The 24664-nt window shown below is 72.2% G+C and carries 16 protein-coding genes; 6 read left to right on the forward strand and 10 right to left on the reverse strand.

The window, feature by feature from the left end; all coding sequences use genetic code 11:
• Nucleotides 1-136: 136 nt before the first annotated feature.
• The 3 genes from WMF22_RS00950 to WMF22_RS00960 all read right to left on the reverse strand — a co-directional run bounded on the left by WMF22_RS00950 (nucleotide 137) and on the right by WMF22_RS00960 (nucleotide 6879).
• Complete coding sequence (locus tag WMF22_RS00950) at nucleotides 137-892, reverse strand: glutathione S-transferase N-terminal domain-containing protein (RefSeq protein WP_437297236.1); 756 nt, start codon at nucleotides 890-892, stop codon at nucleotides 137-139.
• A gap of 102 nt (nucleotides 893-994) precedes the next feature.
• Nucleotides 995-4288, reverse strand: a complete 3294-nt coding sequence (locus WMF22_RS00955) for a protein kinase domain-containing protein (protein ID WP_438034540.1) — start codon at nucleotides 4286-4288, stop codon at nucleotides 995-997.
• A gap of 152 nt (nucleotides 4289-4440) precedes the next feature.
• A complete protein-coding gene (locus tag WMF22_RS00960) occupies nucleotides 4441-6879 on the reverse strand; it encodes a PAS domain-containing protein (protein ID WP_438034541.1) in 2439 nt (812 codons plus the stop codon).
• Between the two features lie 726 nt (nucleotides 6880-7605).
• Between WMF22_RS00960 and WMF22_RS00965 the strand changes: the two genes are divergently transcribed.
• From WMF22_RS00965 to WMF22_RS00975, 3 genes are all read left to right on the forward strand, one after another.
• Complete coding sequence (locus WMF22_RS00965; protein WP_438034542.1) at nucleotides 7606-8526, forward strand: transposase; 921 nt, start codon at nucleotides 7606-7608, stop codon at nucleotides 8524-8526.
• 373 nt (nucleotides 8527-8899) lie between these two features.
• Nucleotides 8900-10111, forward strand: a complete 1212-nt coding sequence (locus WMF22_RS00970; protein ID WP_438034543.1) for an RCC1 domain-containing protein — start codon at nucleotides 8900-8902, stop codon at nucleotides 10109-10111.
• 26 nt (nucleotides 10112-10137) lie between these two features.
• Nucleotides 10138-10749 (forward strand): hypothetical protein, encoded by a 612-nt coding sequence (locus WMF22_RS00975; RefSeq protein WP_438034544.1) that lies wholly within the window; start codon nucleotides 10138-10140, stop codon nucleotides 10747-10749.
• Between the two features lie 24 nt (nucleotides 10750-10773).
• Here the strand turns inward: WMF22_RS00975 and WMF22_RS00980 are convergent, their stop codons facing one another.
• Nucleotides 10774-12114, reverse strand: a complete 1341-nt coding sequence (locus tag WMF22_RS00980) for a sigma-70 family RNA polymerase sigma factor (protein WP_437297242.1) — start codon at nucleotides 12112-12114, stop codon at nucleotides 10774-10776.
• Nucleotides 12115-12768: 654 nt separating this feature from the next.
• Here WMF22_RS00980 and WMF22_RS00985 point away from each other — a divergent pair.
• Nucleotides 12769-13128: an arsenate reductase family protein gene (locus tag WMF22_RS00985; protein ID WP_437297243.1), complete on the forward strand. Its 360-nt coding sequence runs from the start codon at nucleotides 12769-12771 to the stop codon at nucleotides 13126-13128.
• Between the two features lie 147 nt (nucleotides 13129-13275).
• Here the strand turns inward: WMF22_RS00985 and WMF22_RS00990 are convergent, their stop codons facing one another.
• Complete coding sequence (locus WMF22_RS00990) at nucleotides 13276-13968, reverse strand: hypothetical protein (protein ID WP_438034545.1); 693 nt, start codon at nucleotides 13966-13968, stop codon at nucleotides 13276-13278.
• A gap of 162 nt (nucleotides 13969-14130) precedes the next feature.
• On the opposite strand from WMF22_RS00990, the gene WMF22_RS00995 reads away from it, so the two are divergent.
• Complete coding sequence (locus WMF22_RS00995; RefSeq protein ID WP_437297245.1) at nucleotides 14131-14556, forward strand: hypothetical protein; 426 nt, start codon at nucleotides 14131-14133, stop codon at nucleotides 14554-14556.
• Nucleotides 14557-14732: 176 nt separating this feature from the next.
• Here WMF22_RS00995 and WMF22_RS01000 read toward each other — a convergent pair whose 3' ends face one another.
• The gene (locus WMF22_RS01000; protein ID WP_438034546.1) at nucleotides 14733-15992 is read right to left on the reverse strand and encodes a DUF4142 domain-containing protein; all 1260 of its coding nucleotides are present in this window, start codon (nucleotides 15990-15992) and stop codon (nucleotides 14733-14735) included.
• A gap of 486 nt (nucleotides 15993-16478) precedes the next feature.
• Between WMF22_RS01000 and WMF22_RS01005 the strand changes: the two genes are divergently transcribed.
• Complete coding sequence (locus WMF22_RS01005; protein ID WP_438034547.1) at nucleotides 16479-18836, forward strand: ATP-binding protein; 2358 nt, start codon at nucleotides 16479-16481, stop codon at nucleotides 18834-18836.
• A 63-nt stretch (nucleotides 18837-18899) separates the two neighbouring features.
• Here WMF22_RS01005 and WMF22_RS01010 read toward each other — a convergent pair whose 3' ends face one another.
• The 4 genes from WMF22_RS01010 to WMF22_RS01025 all read right to left on the reverse strand — a co-directional run bounded on the left by WMF22_RS01010 (nucleotide 18900) and on the right by WMF22_RS01025 (nucleotide 24512).
• Nucleotides 18900-20111: an ABC transporter permease gene (locus tag WMF22_RS01010; protein WP_438034548.1), complete on the reverse strand. Its 1212-nt coding sequence runs from the start codon at nucleotides 20109-20111 to the stop codon at nucleotides 18900-18902.
• Nucleotides 20112-20194: 83 nt separating this feature from the next.
• Nucleotides 20195-23689 carry a PD-(D/E)XK nuclease family protein gene (locus WMF22_RS01015; RefSeq protein ID WP_438034549.1) on the reverse strand — a complete coding sequence of 1165 codons (3495 nt, stop codon included), beginning with the start codon at nucleotides 23687-23689 and terminating at the stop codon, nucleotides 20195-20197.
• A gap of 85 nt (nucleotides 23690-23774) precedes the next feature.
• Entirely contained in the window at nucleotides 23775-24209 is a 435-nt protein-coding gene (locus tag WMF22_RS01020; RefSeq protein WP_438034550.1) for a hypothetical protein, read from the reverse strand.
• Nucleotides 24210-24260: 51 nt separating this feature from the next.
• Nucleotides 24261-24512 carry a hypothetical protein gene (locus WMF22_RS01025; protein WP_438034551.1) on the reverse strand — a complete coding sequence of 84 codons (252 nt, stop codon included), beginning with the start codon at nucleotides 24510-24512 and terminating at the stop codon, nucleotides 24261-24263.
• Between the last annotated feature and the right edge of the window lie 152 nt (nucleotides 24513-24664).

Genomic DNA, 24664 nt, shown 5'->3' on the forward strand with positions numbered 1-24664 from the left:
GCACGCTGGGCGACCGCGCTCCCGGTCAGTCTCACTCGACGCCTGAAGGAGAGAGCCCCTTGATGAAGCACATTGCCATGCTGGTTTGGCCGGGCTTCACCGCGCTCGAAATACCGCGCTCGCCCGACCGGGCAGGTCAGCTCGTGCGGAAGGCGCGGTAGAGCTCGTCGCGCCACGCGATCAGGTCGTCGTAGCGATCGCGCAGGTCGGGGTCGGAGAAGCACCGGCGGCTGGCGGCGCCGAGCTTCAGCTGGGCGGGCGGCGCCACGTTCACGAGGACCTGGCTCATCGCGATATCGGCGAACGTGAAGCGGCCGAGGAGCGTCCGCGGCGCGTCTCCGGACGGCGCCGCACGCGCGAGCATCTCGCGGATCTCCTCCAGCACGGCGACCTGCGTTTGCCGCTGCGCTTCGCCGTCGGCTTTGTCGCCTTCGTACTTGCGGAGGGTGCGGGCGACCCCCAGCGCGCCCAGCCGCGAGGCGAGGGGGCGGAGCGCGCGGCGGATCGGCCTCGGCGCCATCTCGGCGAGCGCCTCGTCGTCGGCCAGCATGCGCCTCAGCGCGCGGGCGCGCCCGGCGGCGAGGCCGCGCTCCGATAGATCGATGAGCCGCGCGATGTCGGCCTCGTGCTCGACAGGGAACAGGGTCGGTCCCGCGCCGCGCCCGTCTGCCCAGCGCGCGATGTCGGCCGAGTCCCCGAGCACGCGCCCGTCATCGGTGGTGAGCACAGGCACCGAGACACGGCCCGTGAGCCGGCGGAGCTTCACCCGGAGCGCCGGCTCACCGACGAGCGGCTGGAAGTGCCGGAAGGTGTAGGGGACGCGCCGGACGTCGAGCGCCCAGCGGGCCTTCTCCGTCCACGGCGAGAAAACGAGGCCAAGTAGCTCGGTCATGGCGCCGGCAGGCTACCACACACCGCCGCGCGCCTCCGGCCGAACGCTCGCGGGCAGCGGGCGCGGCCCGCCGGTGGGCCCTCCGGCTCACCGCGGGCGATCTCACGGGCAGGCGTCGGCCTCGTCGGTCTCGTCGGTCTCGTCGGTCTCCACCCAGATCGACTCGGGATCGTCGAACCCCTTGAGCCGGAACGCGCCCGCGCGGCGGAAGTCCGCGCGCGACGGGTCGGGGAGCGCGGCGGCCGCGGAGCGCGAGAGCGTCACGCGGCCGGGGCGCGGCAGGCCGATCCCGGAGCTCGGCTCGTCCGCGCGATCCTCCTCGGTGACCGCCTCGATGCGGAAGAGCCGGTGGACCTCGGTGCCGATGACGTCGTGATCGCTCATGCGCACCCAGCCCCAGTGGACGACGAGGCGCAGCTGGGCGGGGTCGTCGACGGCGCGGCGGAGCACGCGGGCCGCGTCGACGGCGCGGGCCACCGTGGGATAGACAGCGAGGTACCCGTCGCCGGTCCCCTTCAGCAGGCGCGGGTTCGTCGCCCCTCGGAGGGAGCCGCGGAGCCGGTGAAGGTGGTCGACGAAGCCGGTGTCGCCGATGCTGCGGATCATGTGGGTCGACCGGACGATGTCGATGAGCAGCATCGCCACCTCGACCCGGTCGGTCGGCTCCGTTTCCTCCCGCCGCTCGTCGGGGAAGAGCTCGAGGAGCGTGAGGTGGAGATCGTCCCAGTGGATCCGCTCGAGGTGCGCGCTGAGGCGGGCGAAGGTGGGGGAGGCGGCGATCGCCCGGCGCGCGGCGTCTGGAGCCTCGCCGTCGGCGATCTCCGTCGCGAGGCGGTCGAGGAGCGAGAACACCGCCCCGCCGATCTCCTCGTCGGCGTCCGGGCGCCGGAAGAGCTCGCGCTGGACGTCGACCACGAGGTCCCAGTGGCGGGGCCAGGGCTCCCCGTGGCCGATGATCACGTGGCGGATCGCGTGGAACCGGCCGCCGCCGGGGAGCGGCTCGATCAACGCGCGGAGGGAGGGGTGGAGCAGGTAATACCGCGAGCGCGGCAGCTCGTGGCGCGAGCCGACGACGGCGTCGTGCGGCTGGCGAAAGCGCTGGACCTGGCGCTCGGCCCCCGGATCGGCGCCGAGCACCCCGAGGAGGCCGCACTCGAAGAGCTCGCGAAAAGGGTGGTAGACGTCGTCGGCGTCCCGGCCGTGGGCGTCGTAAAACGCGCGATCGACCTCGTGAAACCTGCACCAGACCTCGACCACCTCGTCGTGGGTGAGGACGTCGCAGGGGAGGAGGCCGAGGAAGCGAGCCCGCTTGTCGCGGTGACAGAGCACCTCGAGGAAGACCCGCATCTCGTCGAAGATGTTGGCCACGAGGAGGCCGGCGCTCGTGCTCTGCACGATCTGCGTGAAGGTCCGCTCGTCGAGCGCCTTTCGGTTGCGCGAGATCTCCGAGGCGAGGATCACGAGGTCGCGCGGCCGCCCGAGGGTGTGGCGGTGGAGGAAGTCGAAGGTCGACTCGCCGCGGGCCGAGCGCCCCGCGCTCACCACGTCGAGGTGGATGAACTCGCGGAGCGGCAGCCGCTCGTAATAATACGTGAGCTTCTCCAGCAGCTCGAAGAGCTCGTGCTTGGCGTAGCGGAGCGTCGACGTCGCGCCGTAGAGGTTGGTCTTGATGTCGGACTCGTAGGCGGAGAACGCCTCCTCGCGGATGGCGGCGAAGATCTTGACGTGCCGGTTGGCGTTCATCAGATCCCACGCGGCCTCGATCATCCCCGCTTGCATGTGGATCCACGCGGCGCGCGGGAGCCGCCGGAGCGCCTGATCGAGCTTGTCGATGAAGATGAAGACGCCGCTGTGGAGCGAGCGGAGCCGCCGCTCGAGCGGGCGCTCCATCGCGTCGACGACCTGGTTGATCTGGCGCACGGTCAGCGAGAGCAGCTCCTTCAGCACCATCGTCGGCTCGACCGGACGGCCCTCCAGGAGCCCGCGCAGGCTCCGGGGGAGCGGCGCCAGATCCGCGGGATCGCCGGCGCCGGCGGCCGCGGACTGGTAGGAGACGATCGACATGCGGAAGCTGAAGCTCCAGAGCCGCTTGCACTCGTGGAGGCCCGACATGAGGTCGCTCCGGGTCTGATCGACGGTGGGCAGATCGCCCATCAGATCGAGGTACGGCCGCCCCTCCGGGATGAACTGCACGGCGGCGTGGCGGCGCTCGCGGCCGGTCGCCGCCAGGTAGATCTCGCTGAGGACCGAGCGCTTGTACGTGAGGAGGAGGGTCTTGCCGAGCCCCTTGCTCCCCGAGACAAAGTGCTTGTTGGCGCTGTCGAGGAACTCCCGGACCACGGCGTTCTTGAAGGTCAGGTCCTTGAGGGCGCCGATATCGATCTGGTTGGCGTCCGAGGCCCAGCTCTGGTTCGTGGGGGGCTCGGGCGGCGGGGGCCGGGGCTGGGGCAGGGGCGGCTCCGGCGGGCGCCCGGCGAGCGCCCGGAGGGCCTCGATGAGCTCGCGGGCGGAGGTGAACCGGCGGTCGAGGTCGCGGTGGGTCGCCCGGGCGAACCAGGCGTCGAAGCCGCTCGGGACGTCCGCCAGGCGCGACGGCGGGGCCGGGACATCGAAGCAGATCTTGTGGACGAGCTCGAAGAGCGATTCGCCGCGGAAGGGCCGTTGCCCGGTCATGCACTCGTAGGCGATCACGCCGATAGACCACAGGTCCGCGCGGAGGTCGACCCCGCGGGCGTCGGCGATCTGCTCCGGGCTCATGTAGCTCACCGTGCCCAGGGTGGCGCCGGCGTCCGTCTGCGGCGCTCCCTGGGGGTCGAGCCCGAGGTCACCGAGCTTGACGATCCCGAAATCGAGGACCTTGCAGAGCGGGCCATCGTCGTCCTCGACGAGGAAGACGTTGGCCGGCTTGATGTCGCGATGGATGATGTCCATGCGGTGGGCCTTGGCGATCGCGCTGCAGACATCGCCGAGGATCGCCTTCGTCTCTTCGTAGGAGAGCGGCCCGCGGGCGATCCGCTGGGCCAGGTCCTCGCCGCGAAGGAGCTCCATGGCGATGTAAGGCACCTGCGTGGCTGCATCGACGTTGAAGTCGAGGAGCTGCACGACGTTCTTGCTCCGCAGCCTCGCCGCTGTCTGCGCCTCGCGGAAGAAGCGGGCGCGCGCCCGCTCCGTGCCGACGATCGCCGGATCCATCAGCTTGAGCGCGACCGGCTCGCCGAGGCGAAGATCGGTTGCCCGGTAGACCCGGCCCATGCCTCCCTTCTTCAGGAGCTCGTCGATCCGAAAGTGCTGGCCGACGACATCCCCCGGGCCAACGCCCCTGGCCCCGGTCGAGTCGCTCCCGCGAGCGGATGGCTTGGTGGCCTGGTGCGGACGGCGGGCACTCTCATCCGACATGTCGCCCAGCGTACCAGCCTTGGCGCCTCAGGAGAACCTGCGCGCCCGCGCCTGCATGCGCGCCGCGGGCGGCGCCGTGGGCCCGCTCTCGACCATCGCGACGCCGGTCACCAGGCCCCAGGCGGCGACGCCGAGGGCCGGGCGGCTCGTGGCTACGTTGCATCCCGGCGCGGCGCCGCGCCCACCGGAAGCGTGAAATGGAACGTCGTGTGGCCGCCCTCGGGGCTCTCGACCCAGATCTTGCCGTCGTGGGCCTCGACCAGCCCCTTCGCGATGTACAGGCCGAGGCCGAGGCCGACAACGCGCTCCTCCTTCGCCTTTCCCCGGAAGAAGCGCTCGAACAGGAGCGGGAGGTCCTGGGCCGGGATCCCGCGGCCGCTGTTCCGGATGGAGATCTGCACCGCGTCGCCGCGCCGCTCCAGCGCCACCTGTATCGGCGTCTCTGGATCACCGTATTTGACGGCGTTGGAGATGAGATTGCTGAGCACCTGCTCGACGCGCCCGGCGTCCGCGCGCACGATCGGGATCTCCCCGCGGCTCTCGACGTCGACAGCGCGCCCCTCGGTCTCGCTCTCCATCCGCTCGACGACCGCCTCCACGAGCGCGCGCAGGTCGATGGGGGTGCGCTCGATCGCGAGGCGACGCGACTCGATCTGGGAGATGTCCGTGAGATCGGAGACCATCCGCCCGAGCCGCTTGGCGCTCGCCAGGATGTGCCCCGCCCTCGTCTTTACCGCGGTCGTGACCTGGGGCTTCCGTTCGAGCTGGGTCGCGTAGCCGATGATCGTCGTCACGGGCTGCTTCAGGTCGTGCGCGACGACCGACGTCCACTCTTCCTTGAGCCGCTCGAGCTCCTTGAGCCGGGTGATGTCGTCGAAGACGACGACCGCGCCGAGCAGCTTGCCGTTCCCGTCGACGATGGGGCCAGCGCTCGCGAGCACCGCCAGCATGCTGCCGTCGGCGCGCCGGAGCGACAGCTCCCTCGAGCTCGTGACCTCGCCTCGCAGCGCGCCCGCCGACGGCTGCTCCTCGTCCATGAGGGGCTGCCCGTCGGGCAGGCACAGGCCCCATGCGCCCGGGGGCCCGGGCGGCGAGTCTGTCCCGGCGAGCTCCTGGGCGCGGCGATTCCGGGCGATCTGCGCGCCGGCCCGGTCGAGGAGGAGGATGCCGACAGGCGAGCGCTCGATGACCGCGTGGAGCCAGCGCCGCTCGGCCGCGAGCTGTCCGAGGAGCTGCTCGCGCTCCTCGTCGGCGAGCTTCTCCGTGGTGACGTCGCGCGAGATGCCGATCCCGGCGATCGAGTTTCCGTGCTCGTCGTGCTGGATCGTGATGTGGGTCGAGACCCAGCGGGTCCGGCCGCTCCTGTCGATGATGCGGAAGGTGAGCCGGCCGCCGGCCGCGGCCATGTGCTCGACGAACGCATGATAGCGCCCGACGTCCTCGGGATGGATCAGGGTGACGAACAGCTCAGGGTTCTCGTACCAGGCGGCGGGCGGATAACCGGTGTGCTCGAGGACGGCGGGGTTGATGTACTCGTAGCCCCCCTCCGGGCCGAGCCGTATATGGAAGATGACGTCGCTCGCGTGCTCCGCGATCATCCGCAGGCGCTCCTCGCTGAGCCGCAAGGCGCGATCGGCGCGCCGCTGCTCGGTGACGTCGAGGGCCGTGCCGATCATCCGCAGCGGAGAGCCGTCCTCGGCGCGGATCACGTCCGCCTCGGTGTGGAGGGAGCGCTCTTCGCCGTTCGGGCGGACGATCCGGTAATCGACGCAATAGGGCAGGGTGCCCTGGAGCGCGAGGTCGACGGAGCGTATCACACCCTCGCGGTCCTCCGGGTGGATGCAGGCGAGGAACCGCTCGTACGTGAGCGCGCCGGCGTCGCGGGACAGGCCCAGCATCCGATAACACTCGTCGGACCAGAGCAGCTCGTTGCTCGCAATGTGCCAGTCCCAGTTGCCCAGCTTCGCCAACCTCTGCGCGCGGGCGAGGCTGTCCTCGCTCAACCGGAGCGCGGCCTCTGTCTGCCTGGCCTCCGCGATCGTCGCGTGGAGCTGCTCGCGCGAGCGCTCGAGCTCGTGGTTCTCCCGCTCGAGCTCCTCGATCCGCGCGCGCTGGGCGTGCAGCTCGGGGGCGGCGAGCGCCATCCCGAAGAGGCTCGACAGGACGCCCGCGATCTCGAGCAGCTCGGTCTGCGGGGGGTCGGGCTGCGCCGTGGCGCAGAGCAGCACCGCGCGCAGGGTGCCGGCAAAGGTGATGGGGATCGCGAAGGCGCGGGTGCAGCCGCAACGTCGGTGCAGGTGGCCGGCGTCCAGGAGCGCGTCGGCGCTCTCGTCCTCGGGCGCGACCTGCGCGATGTTCAAGCGGGCGGCGGCGCCGGCGAGGCTCGGGGCGTCGAGCGGCAGGCGCCGGAGGGCGTCCAGCGAGCCCGCGCTGCCGCCCGCGCAGGCGACGAGCCCGAGCGTGTGCGGCACCTGCGCGACATCGTAGAGGCAGGCGATGTCGACGTGGAGGAGGCGCGCCGCCGCCGCCACGATCGCTTGCTGCGGACCGTCATCGCCGGCGCGCGAGAGGGCCATCGACGCGTCGGCCACGGCGCGGGCGAGCGTGTCGCCCGACGCCGGCGGATCCCCGCGGTGTCGCTCCCTGGACGGTCCACCCCGTTCGGCTCGGCGCCCTCTGTCGTCGCTGTTCAATCCGCCCCTCGCGCCTTCTACCCGGATCCTGGTGGGCGCGAAGCGAGACTATCACGAGCCTTCGCGCCGCAACCTGGTTCACGCGCCTTCGCGCCGCAACCTGGTTCACGCAGCCGTCCAGGGTCCGGGCCGGTGCAGGCCCGGCGGCGGCTGTGCCGCGCCCGCGCTGGCTGAGGAGGACGCCGGGGAGGAAATGCGCAGCGGCCAGCGCGCTGGGAGGCGGCTACTGGGCAGCGTCGCTTCCTCGTGGCGAAGGCCAAGCACCCGCGCGCCTCTTGAAGTGCGTGGACGAGTTGCATACTGACGGCAACCTCTCATCGTCGCTGTAGGGGTCGAGCGCACCCGGGCGTGCTGGGCGGACCGGCGGCGGACCCGACCCAGGTTGGCGGCGCGGACCCACGGAACGACCCAGGTTGGCGGCGCGGCGACCCAGGTTGGCGGCGCGGCGGTGGCCCCGACCTGGCTGCAGTCGGACTAACCGCAACCCAGGTTGGGCTAGTAGTAGTAGCAACAGCTCCAGCTTAGGTGGCGGACCGCCAGGCGGCCGCCACCCACAAAGCTTGGTCGAGCCGCGAAATGATTGATGGAAATCCCTGGCACGGCGCTTGTCTTATTGCGCCTGTCATGAGCCAGCCCCGCGAGATCGTTGCCGGAGCCACCTACCTCATCACCCGTCGCGTCCTGCGCCGGCACCTGCTCTTCCGCCCGGATGCGGCAATCACCCAGCTCTTGGTCTACGTCCTCGCGGTGTCGACTCGCCGTTACGACATCGAGGTCCATGCGCTCTGCGCCATGTCAACGCATCTGCACCTGGTCGTGACCGACTCGAGGGGCGTCCTGCCGCGGTTCTTGCAATTCTTCCATCGCATCGTCGCGCTCGGCACGAAGGTGCTTCGCGGGTGGGAAGGCCCGGTATGGGACCACGAGGCCACGAGCGTGGTGCGGCTGCTGACGCGCGCAGCGGTGGTGGAGAAGATTGCTTATGTCATGGCGAATCCTGTTGCCGCTGGTCTGGTGCAGCATGCGCGCGAGTGGCCGGGCGTCAAGGTGGATGTGGACGAGCTCGGTCGCGGCGTGCTGCGCGCGGCACGCCCTTCGGTGTATCTCGACCCGGAAAACCCCCAGTGGCCCGAGGAAGCGACGGTCTCGCTCGCGCTGCCCCCGGCCATCGAGCAGGACAGCGCGGAGGGCTTTCGCCAGGACGTCTCTGCCGAGCTCGAGCGACACGAAGCGCGGGCCCACGCGGAGGTGCAGCGGCGAGGGCATCGCTTCTTGGGCGCCGAGGGGGCCGGCAAGGTGTCCCCTTACGAGCGCGTGACGAGCTTCGAGCCGCTGCGCGACGGCAATCCGACGTTTGCGGTGGGTCGCGAGCAGGGAGATGCGTGGCGAATCGCTGGTGCCGCTGTGCGTGCGTTTCGAGCGTCGTACCGTGCGGCACTGGAGCGATGGCGTGCCGGCGTACGCAGCGCTGTATTCCCCGCGGGGACGTGGTGGATGCGCACGTTTCACGGCGCCAGCGTGGCCGGCGTCGTGCTCACGGTGTAGAGCCCTGGCGGCGCCGTGGCAGGGAGGCGGACGGGACGGGCGAGGGTATCGGTGCCTTGTCGTGGGGCGCGTCCGTCTGGGACCGGCGGTGTGGACGGATGAATTTCGTGTGGCGGTATACCCGTGCTGTCGTGTGTCTGCAGGCGGTGCCGAACGCAGAGGAAGCGGCGTCAGGGGCAGAGTGCTGTACGCGATGGTTGGCCGAGCGGAATGATTCCTCTCGAAAGGTGGACCCATGTGATAGTCATTCTGGGGTGGGTCGCCGCCGCCCCCCGGCCGCTGGTGGCATCGCAACGTAGGTCAGTCGTTTTGTCGTTTTCGGGTGCGGCGCAACCTGGGTAGGGTCGTTCATGCAGGCACGCGCACGAGGCGAATGATGATCGGACAAAGAGGTCTCACCTCCCGACGGTGGGCGGCCGCCTCGCTGCTCATCACGGCGCCCCTCGCCGGTGGCTGCTCGGAGGACTACCACTTCACCCCCGTGCGCGTGAAGGCGCTCGAACCCGCGGCGCAGATCGTCGCCGGTGCCTACCATACCTGCGCGATTCTCAGGAACGGTAATACCGCGTGCTGGGGCGACAACGACGCGGGCCAGCTTGGCGACGTTTCCATCGGCTCGCTGAGTACCTCCCCGAGGTGGGTCTCGCTCGCCGCGGACCCCGTGCGTCTCGCCGCTGGTCCGCGGCACACGTGCGCGCTGTTCGACGAGGGGAGGGTCAGGTGCTGGGGGGATGACGTGGGCGGCTCCCTCGGCGTCGTGCCGGCGGGCTGCGGCGACACTTCCGGGGGCGCGGACGTCGTGGCTGGTGGGCGTTGCCCGGTGCCACCGCGCGACGTGCCCGGCCTGGAGGACGTGGTTGAGCTCGCGGCCGGCGGGCTCGTGGAGGCGGACGACCCATCGCTCGGGTTCACGTGCGCCGTGCGTGGCGCCGACACCGTGGTCTGCTGGGGTGACAACCGGAGCCACCAGCTCGGCGCCGATCCCGAGACCGTCGTGAGGAGCGAGCCCGCGCTCGTCCTCGACCTGGGTGGGTTCCCGCTGCGCGGCGTGACGCGCGTCGCCGCCGGCGAAGCGCACGCGTGCGCCCTCGACGCGCAGGGCGACGTGTGGTGCTGGGGAGACGGTGCCGCCGGAGCTGTCCGCAAGGAGGGCGTGCGCGGCGCGACCGACGTTGCGGCGGGCGGGCGCCACAGCTGCGCTGCCCTCGGCACGGGACAGGTGGCGTGCTGGGGTTGGAACCTCAACGGCCAGAGCGGCGACGGGCCCATCGTCGACAGCGCCGACGAGGTTGTCGGCGTCACGCTCGTCGAGGGCGTTGCCAGTGCGAAGGTCGTCGTTGCCGGCGGGCGCCACAGCTGCGCGCTGATCGACGACGGCGGCGTCGTGTGCTGGGGCTCCAACCAGAGCGGCCAGCTCGGCTCCGAGGAGGCCAACCTGGTCTCCGCGCCGGTGCGGGCGGCGCTCGACGTGCGCGCGGTCGCCCTCGCCGCCGGGCGAGAGCACACCTGCGCGCTCGACGAGGAGGGCGGGGTGTTCTGCTGGGGCAGCGACGGCCAAGGCCAGATCGGGACCGGGCGACAGTGACGCGCGCCGCGTGGCTGCTCGCGGCCGTGGCAGGGATCGCCAGCATCCTCGCCCCTGGCGCTGCTCTCGCCGATCCGGTGCGGCCCTTTCAGATGGATCTCGCCCTCGGCGCGCGCGCGGGCAGCGGCGTGCGGGTCGTCGAAGGCAGGCTGTTCCTCGGCTGGTGCGGGTCGATCGGCCCCGACAGCGCGTCGTGGCTCCCCTACTTCTCCGCGGGGCTCTCGGCGAGCGCAGGCTCGACCGACGTTGACGATCGCCGCGGCTTCGACGGCGAGGTGCGCGTCGCGCGCTACGCGCTCGGTCCCGAGCTCCGCGCCGGCTTTGCCGGCGAGAGCGGCACGATGAACCACTACGTCTATCTGGCCGTCGCGCCGGTCTACCTCTTCGCCGGGACGCTGAGCGACAGGCTCCCCGAGGCCGGCGGCGCGCTCGGCGCGCGCGCGGCCCTCGGCCTCGGCCTGCCCGTGAAGTGGCGCATGATCTTCGGGAGCCGGGACGAGCGGCTGTGCGATGGCGCGGACGACTGCCTGCTCGTCGACACCCTGCTCTTCCTCGTCCCCAACCACGTCGAGGTCGCGTACGAGAACGCGGCCGGCTCGTCGCACCGGCTGGGCGGGGCGGTGGGGTACAGCTTCTGAAGCGCGCCGGCGCTTCCCGCGCCCTCACCCCTCGAGATAGGAGCCGAGCTCTCGCTGCCGCGAGCGCGTCCGGAGCTTCTCGAGCAGCTTCGCCTCGATCTGACGGATGCGCTCCCGCGTCAGCGAGAACGATTGCCCGATCTCCTCGAGCGTCTCGTCCTCGTTGCCGTCGAGGCCGAAGCGGCGCCGCAGGAGCTCGCGCTCGCGCGGCTGCAGCGAGTCGAGCAGCTCGCGCGTCTGCTCGATCAGCCGGCGCCGGGCCAGCATGTCCGCGGGCGTGGGCTCGTCGTTGGCCAGCAGATCGCCGTACCGGGTATCGCCCTCCTCGCCGACGGGGGCGTCGAGGCTGAGCGGCTCGAGCGCGAGCTCGCTGATCACCCGCACCTTCTCCACGGTGAGGCCGCTGCGCTCCGCGATCTCCTCGACGGAAGGCTCGCGCCCCCGCTCCTGCACCAGATCTCGCCGAGCGCGCACCACCTGGCTCCGGATCGCGGTGAGGTGGACCGGCATCCGAACGGGCTTTCCCTGGTTGAGGATCGTCCGCTTGATCGCCTGCTTGATCCACCACGCGGCGTAGGTGCCGAAGCGGTGGCCGCGGCGGTACTCGAACTTGTCGGCGGCGCGGATCAGGCCGAGGTTCCCCTCCTGCACGAGGTCGAGCAGCGGGACGCCGAAGCGCTGGTGCTCCCGCGCGATGGCGACCGCGAGCCGGAGGTTCGCCTGGACGAGCTCGGACTTCGCCTGCGCGACGGCGCGGCGCCCCCGGGCGATCGCCGCGATCGTGGCCTCGATCGCGGCGCGCTCCGCCTTGTCCGCCTCGGCCGCTGCTGCGCGAAGGCTCCGCTCGATGCGCTCCTCGAAGGTCGGATCGAGGCGCAGCTCGGCGAGGCCCGCGGCGAGGCCCGCGAGGGCGGTCTCCACGCCGTCCTCGGTGATCTGCCGGCCGAGGAGCGAGCGGGCGAGAGCGAGCAGGTCCGCGAGCCGCTTCGCGGAGGCGTCCGCCTCTGGATCACCGGCGTCGGCCTCGCACAGCAGATCCCGGAGGCTCAGCGCCCCGACCTGGACGTCCTCTGCCGTCGAGGCGAGCTCGCGCAGCGCGACGGGCGACCGGACCCACGCCTCGAAGCAGGCGAGCGCGCCCGCCTCGATACGACGGCCGATCGCGACCTCGCCCTCGCGCGTAAGCGGCTGGCTGCCGGCGAGCGCCCGGAAGTAGAGCTCGGTCGCGCCGAGCGTGGCTTGCGCGCCGGCGGCCTTCGCGCGCCGAGCTGGCGCGCGCTCGCCCGCGCGTCCGCCCGCGGAAGCGATGGAAACGGGATGACTCGATTCGGACTCGCTCGTCGAGAGCGAGGGACGGAACCTCATTCAATGCGCTCCAGTGTTGCCGCTGCGTCGTACCCGACCGCGAAGGGTGTGAGGGGGCACGATCATCAATGCGCCTCGATATCCTAACCGCTGAGGACGTAAATAGGAAAACGAATCGACCGCCGACGTCGCCCATTTCCACGGCGTTTTTCGGTGTTGTTGCCCGGCTCGGCGGGGCGCGTTCTCGTTGTCCTCGGATGGCGGCGCGCGCGTGTGCGTTGCCGGACGAGTGTGCGCCGCCGGGCGAGCGGACGCGTCCCGCTCGATCGCGCTGCGGGGCGGAGAAGCGGGCGTTGGAGGGCGCGACGTGAGGGCGCTGGCGGAGGGGCCTCGAGAGGGGGCGTTCTCGAACCGGCACGGGCGGCCTCGGAGGGGGCGGAGCGAGGCCGCGGGTTGCCGGGGCCGTCCGGCGGGGGAGCGGGGCCGGTCGAGAGCGGAGCGGGCGGTCTCGGAGGGGGCGGAGCGAGGTCGCCATCTGTCTGGTGGAGCGGCCGCGACGGGGCGGGATCGATCCGAGACGGCAGCGGACGGCAACCTAGGTCGGAAGAATCGGCGCGCTGCTGGCCCTGCGCCGTCCGGGCAGCGGTTGCTATGCTCCACGCCCGCGCTGCCCTCCGGGGCGCGCAGTAGCCATTCCACCGAGGAACGACGCGCATGATCCAGATCTTCGGCACGGCCAAGTGCAAAGCGACGCGGGCGGCGCAGCGGTTCTTCGCCGACCGGGGCATCAAGGTGCAGCTCGTCGATCTGCGCGAGAAGGGCCTCTCCAAGGGGGAGCTCGCGAGCGTAGCGCGCGCGGTGGGCGGCATGCGCGCGCTTTACGACGCGGAGAGCGCGCGGGTGAAGGAGCGTGGCCTCCAGCACCTCGGCCCGAGCGATGCGCGGATCGCGGAGCTCCTCGTCGACGATCCGCTCCTGCTCCGCACGCCCATCGTGCGCGACGGGACGCGCGCCTGTGTGGGCGCGGCCGAGGGGACTTGGAAGGCCTTCGCCGATGCCGCGAAGGGCGGGTAGCGGAAGGGGGCGGGCCAGGGGATCGGGGGAGGCCGGGCCCGCGTGTGGGTCGAGGCGGCCCCGAAGGGAGCGCGGTCATGCCGCGACCCGCGTCACCGCCTCGTCGCTGGTACAAAAGCAAATTTTGTGCCAACTCTGAGGCGGCAGTCAGCGCTCGGGGTGCCTCTCCTCGACGTGGTGCCGTCGACGCTCCACGCGATGCTTCTTCGCCGGCTTCGCCGGAGTTGCCGGCCTGACCGAGGTTGCCGGCCTGACCGAGGCCCCCGCCTTCACCGTCGCCCCCGCCCTCACCGCCCCCGCCCTCACCGAGGTTGCCGGCCTGACCGAGGTTGCCGGCCTAGCCGAGGTTGCCGGCCTAGCCGAGGCCCCCGCCCGGACCGAGGCCCCCGCCCGGACCGTCGCTGCCGGCCTGACCGTGGTTGTGCGGTGCACGTCGTGATGGTGATGGTGATGGTGATGGTGGCCGTGTCGCTCGAAGCCGACGCGGTAGCGGACCAGGGCGCGCGGCTCGTCCCGGTAGTAGACCCAGCCGTGGTGCGACGGGTAGTACCAGCGGCCGTCCACATAGTAGACGTAGGTGCCGCGGTAGTACACGCGCGGGTAGGTCTCGACGTGGACCGGCGCCGCCGCGATGTGAACGACCGGCTCCTCGTACACCGCGAACTCCTGGTACGTGACGGTCGCATGCGCCGGCGCAGCGGCCCTGGTGTGGACTTCTGCCGCGCACCCGGTCGCGCCGAGGAGCGCGAGCGCAACGAGCGCGGCCAGCACGGCGAGCCTGCTGCCGCGCGGCTGAGCGCGCGCCGCAGCGCTGGGGGAGGAAACATCGAGGACTGGCACGTTCATCTCCATGGGGGTTCACAGGAGCAATTGCGGTGCCACCCGCCGAAGGCGGGGCGCCGCCGCGTGGCACCGCAGGGCGCCGCTCGCTGGTATAGCGCTTGCTGCCGTGCCGCGCATCGGCGCGACAGCGCCAGACTTGGATAAAGGAAGACGAACCTCATGAAACTTTCGAAGGTGCTCACCGGTCTCGCTGGCTGCGTCCTCGCCACTGCCTCGCTCACGGGGTGCATCGTCGTCGGTCATGACGATGACCACGATCACCTCACGCGCGGCTCGCTCACCGTCGCCCTGACCATCGACGGCAGCGACGATCCGTGGGCGTGCTTCGATCACGACGTGAGCGGGGTCGCGGTCAGCGTCGAGGACGAGGATGGCTTCCTCGTCCTCGACGCGGTGGCGGACTGCGATGATCTCGGCCTCACCATCGACGGCCTCTCCGAGGGGTACTATGACGTCGATGTCTGGCTCGTGGATTTCGACGGAGACGCGATGAGCGACATCGTGCGCGTCGAGAGCGTCGACGTGTTCGACGGCGCCGACACGCTTGTGGAGGTCGACTTCCCGTGGACGTGGATCGACTCATGACGCGCGCGGCTCGCCTGAGCGACCGCACGCGGGCGCCTACTCGCCCGCGATCGCGGTCACGAGACCATGGACGCCGTTATTGGATCGGGTAGGCGGGGTCGCGCTCGGGGAGCTCGGCGCTCGCGAAGGCCGCGAGCAGGCGCCGTCGCCGCCGCCCTGCGGGACATGAAGCCCTGTTACTGGGACTTCTGCGATTCCCCTTGCCGTTGCGCGTAGGCCTGGGGGCCTTGCTGCTGGCTGTTTTGCTGCTGGCCGGGTTGCAGCCGGCCGGAGTGGTCGCGTTGCTGCTGGCCGAGCTGGGCGCCCTGCTGCTGGCCGGGCTGCATCTGGCTGCCCTGTCCGCGTTGCTGCCGGTCGCGTTGCTGCTGGCCGAGCTGGGCGCCCTGCTGCTGGCCGGGCTGCATCTGGCTGCCCTGTCCGCGTTGCTGCTGTCCGACCTGGATGCCCTGCTGCTGTCCGACCTGGATGCCCTGCTGCTGGCCGGTTTGCGCCCCGCCGAACTGGCCGCGTTCCTGCTGGCCGGGCTGGGTGCCTTCCTGCTGCCCGCGTTGCTGCTGGCCGCCTCCCTGCTGCTCGTGGAGCAGCAAGCAGAACAGCTGCTCGGCCTCCGTCAGGTGCTGCTCGACGTCCGCTCGCATCGCCTTCACGCGAGTTCGTATCTTCGCGTTCTCCGCGTTCGCGACGCCCGGCACGTCGAGGAGCTCGAGGGCGCGGCGATGGAAGGAGATCTGGGCCCAGATGAAGGCCGTGTCGAACTCGGCGCCTTCCTCCTCTTCCAGCGCTCCGCTCACCTCGGTCGAGCTCTCGTCGAGCTCCCGGCAGCGCGGGCACGACTCCATCTTGAACCTCGAGCCCGCGCCGAACTGCTCGGACTGGGCGTGCTCCTCGACGATCTGCTCGGCGTAGCGCTTCACATCCGGGGACGCGGCCTTGTCCAAGGCGATCTGCGACAGATCCACCTCCTTCTGGTGGATGAACGAGATCAGCATCGTGAGCTCCGCGTCCGACGGCTGCTGCGTCGCGCTGCGCTCTCCGCGGCCTCCCTGCCTGTCGCCCTGACTGCCGATCTGTCCGCGGCCCCCTTGCCTGCCGCCTTGATGGCCGTCCTGCTCTCCGCACATCTGCCTGTCGCCCGCGCGCTGGCCGCCGGCCCGTTCGCCGCCCTGTCTGCCGCCTTGATGACCGGGCTGCTCGCGGCCTGCCTGCCTGCCGCCGGCCTGCGCTCCACCGCCCCTCCCGGCGCCTCGCGCGCCGTCTCGGCCCGTCTGTCCGTGGCTCCTGCCGTCGGGGCCCGTGCCGGTCCGCTCTTGCCCATCCGCTCCATCGCGATTCGCCTCGGCGTCATCGTCGCTGCCCATGCAGCCGCCGGCCCCCGCGAGGACAAAGCTCCCAGCGAACATGATCGCCATGAGGCGACCTGAACGATTGCCCATCATTGCTTGCTCCTTGGCCGACACCGGCGCGCTGTCGCGCTCACCTGCCAGTTATCGGCCCCGAACATCTGGGTTCGGGGAGCGAGGATGGTGAGCGAGGTGGAGCCCTAAGCCAGCATCGTCATTTCCCCGAGCACCCCTGCGCCCCCTGCGCGATCGCGCCGAGAGTCGCAGTCCCGCTCGGCGCTGACCCAGACCGAGCCGGTGCGCAGCGGCCGGCCCGGCGAGCGACCATGATCCCAAGGACCCGCTCGGGCACTCGCCCGCGCGAGGACCCGCCGCCGTCGGCGCCGTCCGCCCGCGCGCGCCGGATAAGCTGCCAGGCGGCCGGATCGCCGCCAGGCAGCCGGGCATGCGCGCCGCGGGCCGAGGAACCCGCTCGGCCGGGGCGCGCCGCCTTCCGCCGCGCCATCGATGCGCGTAAGCTCCGGCGACGTCCGACCGAGCGCCGCCTCGGCCCTCTGCCGAGGCGCCGGTCGCCGTCATCCTATGAAAACCTCCGCGCACAACGGCCCGTCTCCCGGGCCCGCCGCCCGCGTCGACACGACGGACATCGAGGCCCTGAAGCGTGAGCTCGAGCGGCTCCGCGCCGTGGGGTCCCGGGATCGCGGGTGGCTCGACGCCGTGCTCGAGCACAGCCCGCACGGCGTCATCCTCTGCGACGCGTCCGGGAAGCTCGTCCTGCACAACCGGGCGGCGGAGCGCATCTGGGCCGGCAGCGCCTCGACCGAATCGATCAACGACTGGACGCTGTATCGCGCCTTCCACGAGGACGGCCGCCCGTACGAGGCAAAGGACTGGGCCATGGCCCGCGCGATGTCCGAACGGCAGGTCATCGAGAGCGAGGAGACCCGGATTCAGCGCTTCGACGGCACGTATGGCATGGTCCTCGGGAGCGCCGCGCCCATCATCGGGTCTGGCGGCGAGCTCGAGGGCGGGATCTCGGTGTTCGCCGACATCTCGCGCCTCAAGCAGGTCGAGGCCGAGCGCGGCGAGCTCGCCGCGCAGCTCACGAAGCGGGTCGAGGAGCTCGATCGCCGCGCCCGGCTCACCCAGGCGCTGCTCGCGGTCAGCACCGCGCTGAGCGGCGCCGTGACGGTCGAGCAGGTCTCCGCCGCCGTCGTGAGCGACATCCACCGGGTGCTCGGCGCCTCGACGACGATGATGTACACGGCGGACGAGGCGGCCGGCGTCGCGGCGCTCGTCGGCCACTCGGGGCTCGAGGAGCAGCGCGCGAGCCCCTACGCGAGGGTGCCCCTCGACGCCCGACTACCGCTCTCGGACGCGCTCCGGGAGCGCCGCCCCATCTGGGTGGACACGAGGCAAAGCCTGCACGCCGCGTACCCCGAGCTCGCGGCCCTGCGGCCTGTCCGCGACGACGTGAAGGCGCTCGCCGTCCTGCCGATCGTCGCCCACGCGGCGCTGCTCGGCGGCCTCGCGTTCTCGTTCGCGGACGAGCGGGCGTGGAGCCCCGAAGAGCGCGAGTTCCTGCTCAGCGTGGCGGCGCAGTGCGCGTCGGCGCTGGACAGGGCGCGCCTCCTCGAGCGGGAGCGCGAGGCCCGGGCGCGCGCGGAGATGCTCGCGGCGGAGCTCGAGCGGCAGCAGGCGACGCTCCGCCTCCTGAGCGAGGCGGGCGCCGCGCTCTCCGGCTCGCTCGACGTCGCGTCGCGGCTCACGCACCTGACCCACCTGGCGGTCCCCACCCTGGCCGACTGGTGTGCTGTCGACATGCTGAACGGCGATTCCATCGAGCGCGTGGCCGTCCACCACGGCGATCCCGCGAAGATCGAGCTCGCCGAGCGCCTCCGGGCGATGTCCCCGCCCCGGCCCGACGCCCCGGCGGGCGTGTCCGCGGTGATCCGCGCCGGTCGCTCCGAGTGGATGGCCGACATCCCGGACGCGGCCATCGAGTCCGCCGCGCTGAGCCCCGAGCACCTGCGCCTGATCCGGTCGCTCGGGTTGAGGTCGTATGTCGTCGTCCCGCTCCGGGGGCGCGACCGGACCATCGGCGCGCTGACGCTGGTCCACGCGGAGTCGGGCCGCCGCTTCAGCCAGGCGGACGTCGCGCTCGCCGAGGAGCTCGCGAACCGCGTCGCCCTTCTGATCGACAACGCGAGGCGGTTCCAGGAGGCGCAATCGCTCATCCGCGCGCTGGAGCGGACCAACGCCGAGCTCGACCAGTTCGCGTACGTGACGAGCCACGATCTGAAGGCGCCCCTCCGGGGCATCGCGAGCCTCGCCCAGTGGATCGAGGAGGACCTCTCCGACAAGCTCACCGCGGACACGCGCCATCAGATGGAGCTCCTGCGCGGGCGCGTGCGGCGCATGGAGGCCTTGATCGAGGGGATCCTGGCCTACTCCCGCGCCACGAGGTTCCGCGAGAAGCCGGAGAGCGTCGACCTCGACAGGCTGGCGAGGGAGGTGGTCGAGCTCATCGCCCCGAGGCCGCCCGCGCGGGTGACGCTCGACGTGCCGCCCGCGACCCTGCGGACCTACAGGGTGCCCTTGCAACAGGTGCTCATGAACCTCATCACGAACGGCCTCAAGCACGCGGGCCGCGAGGACGCGGCGGTCTCCGTGTCCGCCCGGGAGCAGGGCGACAGGGTCGAGGTCTCCGTGTCCGACAACGGGCCTGGGATCGCGCCTGCGTTCCAGGAGAAGGTGTGGGGGATGTTCCAGACGCTGCAGGCGAGGGACAAGGTGGAGAGCACGGGGATCGGCCTCGCCATCGTGCGAAAGATCGTGGAGAGCCGCGGCGGGCGGGCGTGGGTCGAGTCGGACGGCAAGAGGGGTGCGACGTTCCGGTTCACGTGGCCCAGGAGGGAAGAGGCGGAGGGCGCCGGGTAGTCGTCGCGCCCGCCGAGCTGCCCGGGAGCGCGCTACCAGCGACGGAGTCAGGGGGCGAGGTGCTCAGTTCGAGGGCTTCGGCATCTGGAACACCACGCCTTCCTCTTCGGCTTCCACGTCGTTGACATTCCAGTAGATGGATCCGCAGTCGACGGCGATCTCGAAGAAGTACGGCTGCCCGGTCGCGAGGGTGATCGTGTCCCCCATGCCGAGGTGCGCCCTCCGCACCTCGCCTTTCCCCTCGCTGTTCATGTAAACGGTCCAGTAGATGAACTCGTCGTCCACCGCGAGCGACTTGGCGACGGCCTGAGCGTCGACCGTGGTGGTGAAGGGCGGGGCGCTCGGCGCCGCGCTCGTCGCCTTGGACTGGACCGCGCCGTTGGTGTCGGTCACCCAGTGCACGACGCCGTTGGCGAGGACGAGCGTGGTCGGGTTGCCGTTCGTCTCCGCGAAGACCTCGGCGGTCTCGCCGAGCGGGTCCCTTGTCTTGCGCAGGATCTGGCGCGACCAGTAGTTGGACCAGTAGACGTGCGTCGCGTCGACGGCGACGCCGATCGGATGGTCGTCGGAGGCGACCAGCTCGGCGACGGCCTGGCTGCCGTCGGCCTTGGCCCGCCAGACGGCTGCAGGCGTCTGCGTCGCCCAGTAGACGCTGTCGCCGAAGGAGGCGATCCGGCCGAAGGCCGTGACCGCCGGATCGCCGTTCTCCTGCGGGGGGACTTGCGCGATCTGGATCGGGCTGGACCTCGGCGGCTCGATGGAGATCCCCAGCACGTCTCCATTGCTCCAGTTGGTCCACGAGAGCTGCCCGCCCGCGTAGGTGATCCAGGCGGTATCCCCGAAGCCGAGGGTGCCCGGGAGCGTGCGCGCGGCCCCGCCGTCCTTCGGGATGGCGACGATGGCCTGGTTGTTGGCCAGGAGCACGAGATCCCGGGTGACCGCCATGCCTTTCACGTTGGACCCGAGCTCCCCTTGCATCTGCGTCACCGGGCACTCCCCCACGGCGCAGTTCGACGGGGGGCACGAGGGCGTGCCGCCGGCGCCATCGCCGCCGTCGCCGCCCGTGCCGTCGCCGCCGGTTCCATCGCCGCCGTCGCCGCCGTTGCCACCGCCCGACGTCTGGGTAGAGCCTCCGTCACCAGGTCCGGTGCTCGTCGTCGAGGAAGCGGAGGAAGCCCCCTCCGTGCCAGGCTCGATGCCGAAAATGAGATTGCAACCGGTGCCCGTCGCCGCGAGCGCGAGGAGGGCGCAGGGCAAAGCGATCTTGCTGTGCATGACGGAGTGTATACATCCCCGGCCACGCCCCCGGCGATCGCGGGCCACTGTCCAGGGGCGACGCTTCCGTGCGACACCCGCGCTCACGCGAGCCGGCGGAGCTGCTCCAGCCGTCGCCGCGGCTCGATGTCGCGCCGCTTGATCTTCCCGGTCCTGAGCTCCTCGTAGGGCCCGCACACGGGCCGGTAATCGCACTGCGCGCACGCCCCCTCCGCCGGCATCGGCAGGAGGGCCGCCTTGTCGATCGCGTCCCCGATGATCCCCGCCACCTGGGCGGCCGCGTCGCGCGCCCGCGCGTCCAGGTAGATCGGCACCTCCGTGAACCCGCCGGCGGAGGTGCAGTAATAGAGCCGCCCGGACTCGACCTGCGTGCCCGGGGGCATGAGCTTCTCCAGCGCGAGCGCGTAGAGGACCGGCTGGAGCGTGCCGCCGCCGCTCACGACCGCGTCGCGCGGCGCCCGCGCCTTGCCCGTCTTGTAGTCGGTCGCCCGCATCGCGCCCCACACGCTCCGCTCGACAAGGTCGATCGAGCCCCGGAGCCGGACGCCGCAGTCGAGCTCCACGGGCGCGTCCGAGCTCCCCGGATCGCGGGTGGTGAGGCGGCGCGGCAGCCCGAACGACAGCTCGAAATGGATCGGCTCCCAGTCGCGGTCCTCCGCGGCGCGCCGCAGCCACTCCCGGAGGTCGGCCCGCACCGACGCGATGCCGTCGTCCCAGACGCGCCGGATCGCCGGCGCGAGCTCGTCCGCGTAGCGCGCGGCGACGCGGTCGAGCGCCCGATCGAGCTCGGCCCGCGCCTCGTCGAGCGCTGGCAGGCCGAGCGGCAGCTTGCCCGCGTCGCGCAGGGCGACCAGCACCTCGTAGAGCACGTCGTGCACGAGCCGGCCGCGCTGGAGCGGGTCGAGCTCCTCGATCGCCTCGGGCGCCGGGCGCGGGGCGAGCCTGTGCACGGCATAGAGGAAGAAGCGGTAAGGGCACGCGGCGAAGTGCTGGAGGGCGGTCGGCGAGAACGACCTGCGCCCGAACGCGTGCTTCGCGAGCGCCTCGCGCGCCTCCGCGATCGGCTTGAACAGCCCGTCGGCGCTCGTCCAGCCAGGGATCCAGCGCCGCGCGCGGAACCGGAGCGCCCGCGCGAGGTGGGGGTTGGCGTTGAGCAGGTAGCGCGCGGTGCCGACCGTCTGCGCCTCCGGCAGGCTGAAGAGCGTCTCGAGGAGCGCGAGGTCGTGCTCGGCCGCGTCGATGGCGTCCTCGGGCCGCGCGGGCGCGGGCCAGCCGATGCGCGCGGCGCCGCCCTGCTCGGCCCGGCGCTCGAGCTCGCCGAAGCCGGGCAGCCTGCCCTCGGCCGCGCGCAGGAGCTCGAGGCCGTAGAACGAAGGCACCCGAGGCCGGGACTGATCCATGTCCACGCGCGGGTACGACACGACGAGCCGCTGCCGGGCCGCGCCGACCGCGAGCCGGAGCGCGAGGCGCTCGCGCGCCACGCGCTCGTCGCTCGTGTCGAGGCCCGAGTCGCCCCCGGCGATCGTCCGGCGGAGGGCGTCGCGGAGGATCGGGTCCTCGGTGACCTTCTGCGGGAAGATCCGCTCGGCGAGCCCGGGGATGAAGACCACGTCGAACGAGCGCCCGCGGGCGCCCTCGATGGGCGAGACGAAGAGGCGCCCGTCGCGGCGGGCGGCCGGGGGCAGCACGAGGTCGGTGAGGCGGCGCGAGAGGCAGAGGCGGATCTCGCCGAGGTCCACCGGGCCGACGTGGGCCATCGGCGCGAGCTCGGCGAGCACGGCGAGCACGCGCTCGGGCCGCCGGAGCGCGCGCGTCGCGAGGGCCGAGAGGCGGCGCTGCCACTCGCCGAAGGTCGCGCGCTCGCCCGGGCCGGGCAGCGCCGCGAGCAGCGGCAGCGCGAAGGCGCGGAGGGCCGAGAGGTCGGCGAGCGTCCGCGCGATGCGCGCGACGTCGCGGTCCTCGGGGGCGCGCGCGAGCTCCAGCCGGAGCTCCCGCTCGAAGCCCGAGAGCCGCGCCTCCCACCGATCGAGCCCGCCGATCACCGCCGCGTCGACGAGGATGCGCTCCCAGCGTCGCGGGGCGCGCAGGGTGCCGTCGTGCACGGGGGCGTCGGGGCCCTGGGCTGTAGGATCGGGGGTCGGGGCTGCCGGATCGGGGCTCTGGGCTGTCGGATCGGGGCTCTGGGCGGCCGGACTGAAGCTCTTCCCTGGCGGATCGAACCCGAGATCTTCCCCCGCCATCTCGTCGTCCGGCGGCGCCTCGTCGAAGCCGCCACGCAGCAGCTCGGGGAAGAGGTCGTCGTCCGGCGGCACCCAGCGATCGGCCTCGGGCGCGGCCGGCGGTGGCTCGCCCGCGGGCGTCGCGTCGGGGACCTGCCCGAGCGAGAGGTACTCGGCGAAGCGCGACGCCGACAGGTGCTCGGCGGCGCACGCGAGCAGCGCGAGCAGCGCGCGGCCCGCCGGGTCGGGCTGCACCGAGCCCTGCGCGAAGTGCGCAGGGATCCCGGCCCGGCGCAGCGCCTCGACGAGGTGCGCGCGGTACTGCTCGGGCGCGCGCAGGAGGATCGCCATCCGCTCGAACGGCACGCCTCGGGCGGCTTCGCGCAGCGCGATGCGCGCGAGCTCCACGCACTCCCGGCTCTCGCCGGGCGCGGAGAGGATCTCGACCTCGTCGCCGAGCCCGGGGGCATCGTCTGTCAGCGGGTCGAACAGGTGCTCCTGCAGGCGCGCGAGCGAGGTGCTGGGCGCGACCGGCGGCGGCTCGTCGCCCGCGCCGTCGTCGGCGCCGTCGTCCACGCCATTGCCAGCGCCGGCGCCGTCGTGCGCGGCGGAGACCGCGGTCAGCGAGACCCGTCGCGGCGGCGATCGGAGCGCCGCCTGCAGGTGGCGCAGCGACGCGGCGTCGCCGGCCGGCACGGTGGCGAGCGCGTCCGGCGAGCGCGCGGCGACGGCCTCGAGGAGCTCGCGCTCCAGCGCGAACCGCACGGGCAGGTCGAGCAGGAGCATCGGCAGCCCGAGCAGCGGGTGGCGCGAGCGGGGGTCGCCGTCGTCCGCGGCCCGGGCGCGCTCGGCCGCTAGGCGCAGGACGATCGCGCGATCGGCGAGCCCCGCGTCGTCCAGGGCGGCGTCGAACGCGTGGGCGATGCGGTCCAGATCGGCCGGCGCGAGCGCGTCCGGCGCGACGCCGGAGAGCCGCGCCTCGTCGAGCGTCCGCGCGACGGCGCGCGGCAGCCCGGGTCGATCCGCGACGCGGGCGAAGCGGCCGAGCAGCCCGTCCTGCGCGAGACCGTCGAGGGTGCGCGCGCAGAGGGCCTCGATGGCGAGCGCGCTGGCCGGGACGAGGCCGCGCTCGGCGAGCGCCGGCATCGCGAGCGCGGCGGCGAGGCGCCCCAGGGTCAGCCGGTGCCAGCCGAAGGTGGCGCGGCGGCCGCGGATCGACGCGCGGGCGAGCTCGCTCACGCCCTCGACCGAGGCGCCGACGAGGAGCACGCGCTCGGCGGGGCGCCGGCGGCGCAGCCAGCCCACGGCCCGATCGAGGCGGGCGGCGGCGCTGGGGGAGGTGATGACGGCGTGGGGCACGGGGTGGCTCGAGAGGCGGCGGAGGCCGCCGGGAGGTGATGAGCGACGCTTACGAGCTCGGCAGTCTGCTGTCGGCTGGCATCGCTCAGCTCAGGTCCGGGAGCACATCTTCGATCGATGCAGCGACGATGGCCCGTTCATGCCACCGCTCCAGGAGCTCAGGATCCTTCTCGATCAGGATGCGCTTGCGCAGGATGTCCGGCACCGCGATGCCGCGAACCCGGAGCGCGGTCAGCACGGCACGCGCCGCCTCCTCGGCGCGCCCCTCGTTCCGGAGCTGCTGCTTGTACTCCTCGAACCAAGCCCGGATCTCTGCGCTCACGTCGTCCTCCTCGTCGGTCGTCGGCTCCTGTTGGTCGAGCCCGAAGTGTAACAGCAGCGGCACGGCCACGCTCTTCTCCCAGGCATCGCGGGGCAACGCCGCCAGATCCGCCACCGCCTCGCGGAAGCGGCGGCCCGAGCCGAGCAGCCGCAGCAGCAGGGTTGCGCGCGTGCGGGGCAGCTCCGCGAGCACCACCACGCGCATCGCCAGGCCCGGCACGGCCTCGGGCGAATGAGCGCGACGCCCGGCTCACGGCCTTCCAGGCCAGTACCTGACGACCACGTGACAGTCGCCGACATACCACCCCTTGGCGGCATCCCAGCGCAGCTTGAACACCTCCCCGCTGGCGTCGAACTCGTCATCGTATTCGCCCGCGTCGAGCTGCAGCAGCTCCGCGTCCGGGCCCGTGCGGCGGAAGGCCACCACCTGGAGCCGCGCGCTGTCGCCGGGCGAGTAGCGGAGCGAGGGCTCCGAGAACGCCTCGAGCTCCGATAACGGCACTCCCACCTTGGTGCAGCCCCGTTTCGTGAACGGCTGCAGCTCCCCTAGCTCCGGAAAACCAGCGACGCGGACGGATGGCTTAAGGAACCATCCGAGCGCAAAGGAAACGACGGCGACACCGAGGACCAGGAGGTAGCGCAGCTTCGCGGTTT

Source organism: Sorangium sp. So ce204, assembly GCF_051526795.1.
Classification (GTDB): Bacteria; Myxococcota_A; Polyangia; order Polyangiales; family Polyangiaceae; genus Sorangium; species Sorangium cellulosum_B.

Bases quoted from the DNA above. Each gene is read 5' to 3' on its own strand.
- WMF22_RS00950 (WP_437297236.1), bottom strand. From the start codon at position 892: ATGACCGAGCTACTTGGCCTCGTTTTCTCGCCGTGGACGGAGAAGGCC.
- WMF22_RS00955 (WP_438034540.1), bottom strand. From the start codon at position 4,288: ATGTCGGATGAGAGTGCCCGCCGTCCGCACCAGGCCACCAAGCCATCC.
- WMF22_RS00965 (WP_438034542.1), top strand. From the start codon at position 7,606: ATGAGCCAGCCCCGCGAGATCGTTGCCGGAGCCACCTACCTCATCACC.
- WMF22_RS00970 (WP_438034543.1), top strand. From the start codon at position 8,900: ATGATGATCGGACAAAGAGGTCTCACCTCCCGACGGTGGGCGGCCGCC.
- WMF22_RS00980 (WP_437297242.1), bottom strand. From the start codon at position 12,114: ATGAGGTTCCGTCCCTCGCTCTCGACGAGCGAGTCCGAATCGAGTCAT.
- WMF22_RS00985 (WP_437297243.1), top strand. From the start codon at position 12,769: ATGATCCAGATCTTCGGCACGGCCAAGTGCAAAGCGACGCGGGCGGCG.
- WMF22_RS00995 (WP_437297245.1), top strand. From the start codon at position 14,131: ATGAAACTTTCGAAGGTGCTCACCGGTCTCGCTGGCTGCGTCCTCGCC.
- WMF22_RS01000 (WP_438034546.1), bottom strand. From the start codon at position 15,992: ATGATGGGCAATCGTTCAGGTCGCCTCATGGCGATCATGTTCGCTGGG.
- WMF22_RS01005 (WP_438034547.1), top strand. From the start codon at position 16,479: ATGAAAACCTCCGCGCACAACGGCCCGTCTCCCGGGCCCGCCGCCCGC.
- WMF22_RS01010 (WP_438034548.1), bottom strand. From the start codon at position 20,111: ATGCACAGCAAGATCGCTTTGCCCTGCGCCCTCCTCGCGCTCGCGGCG.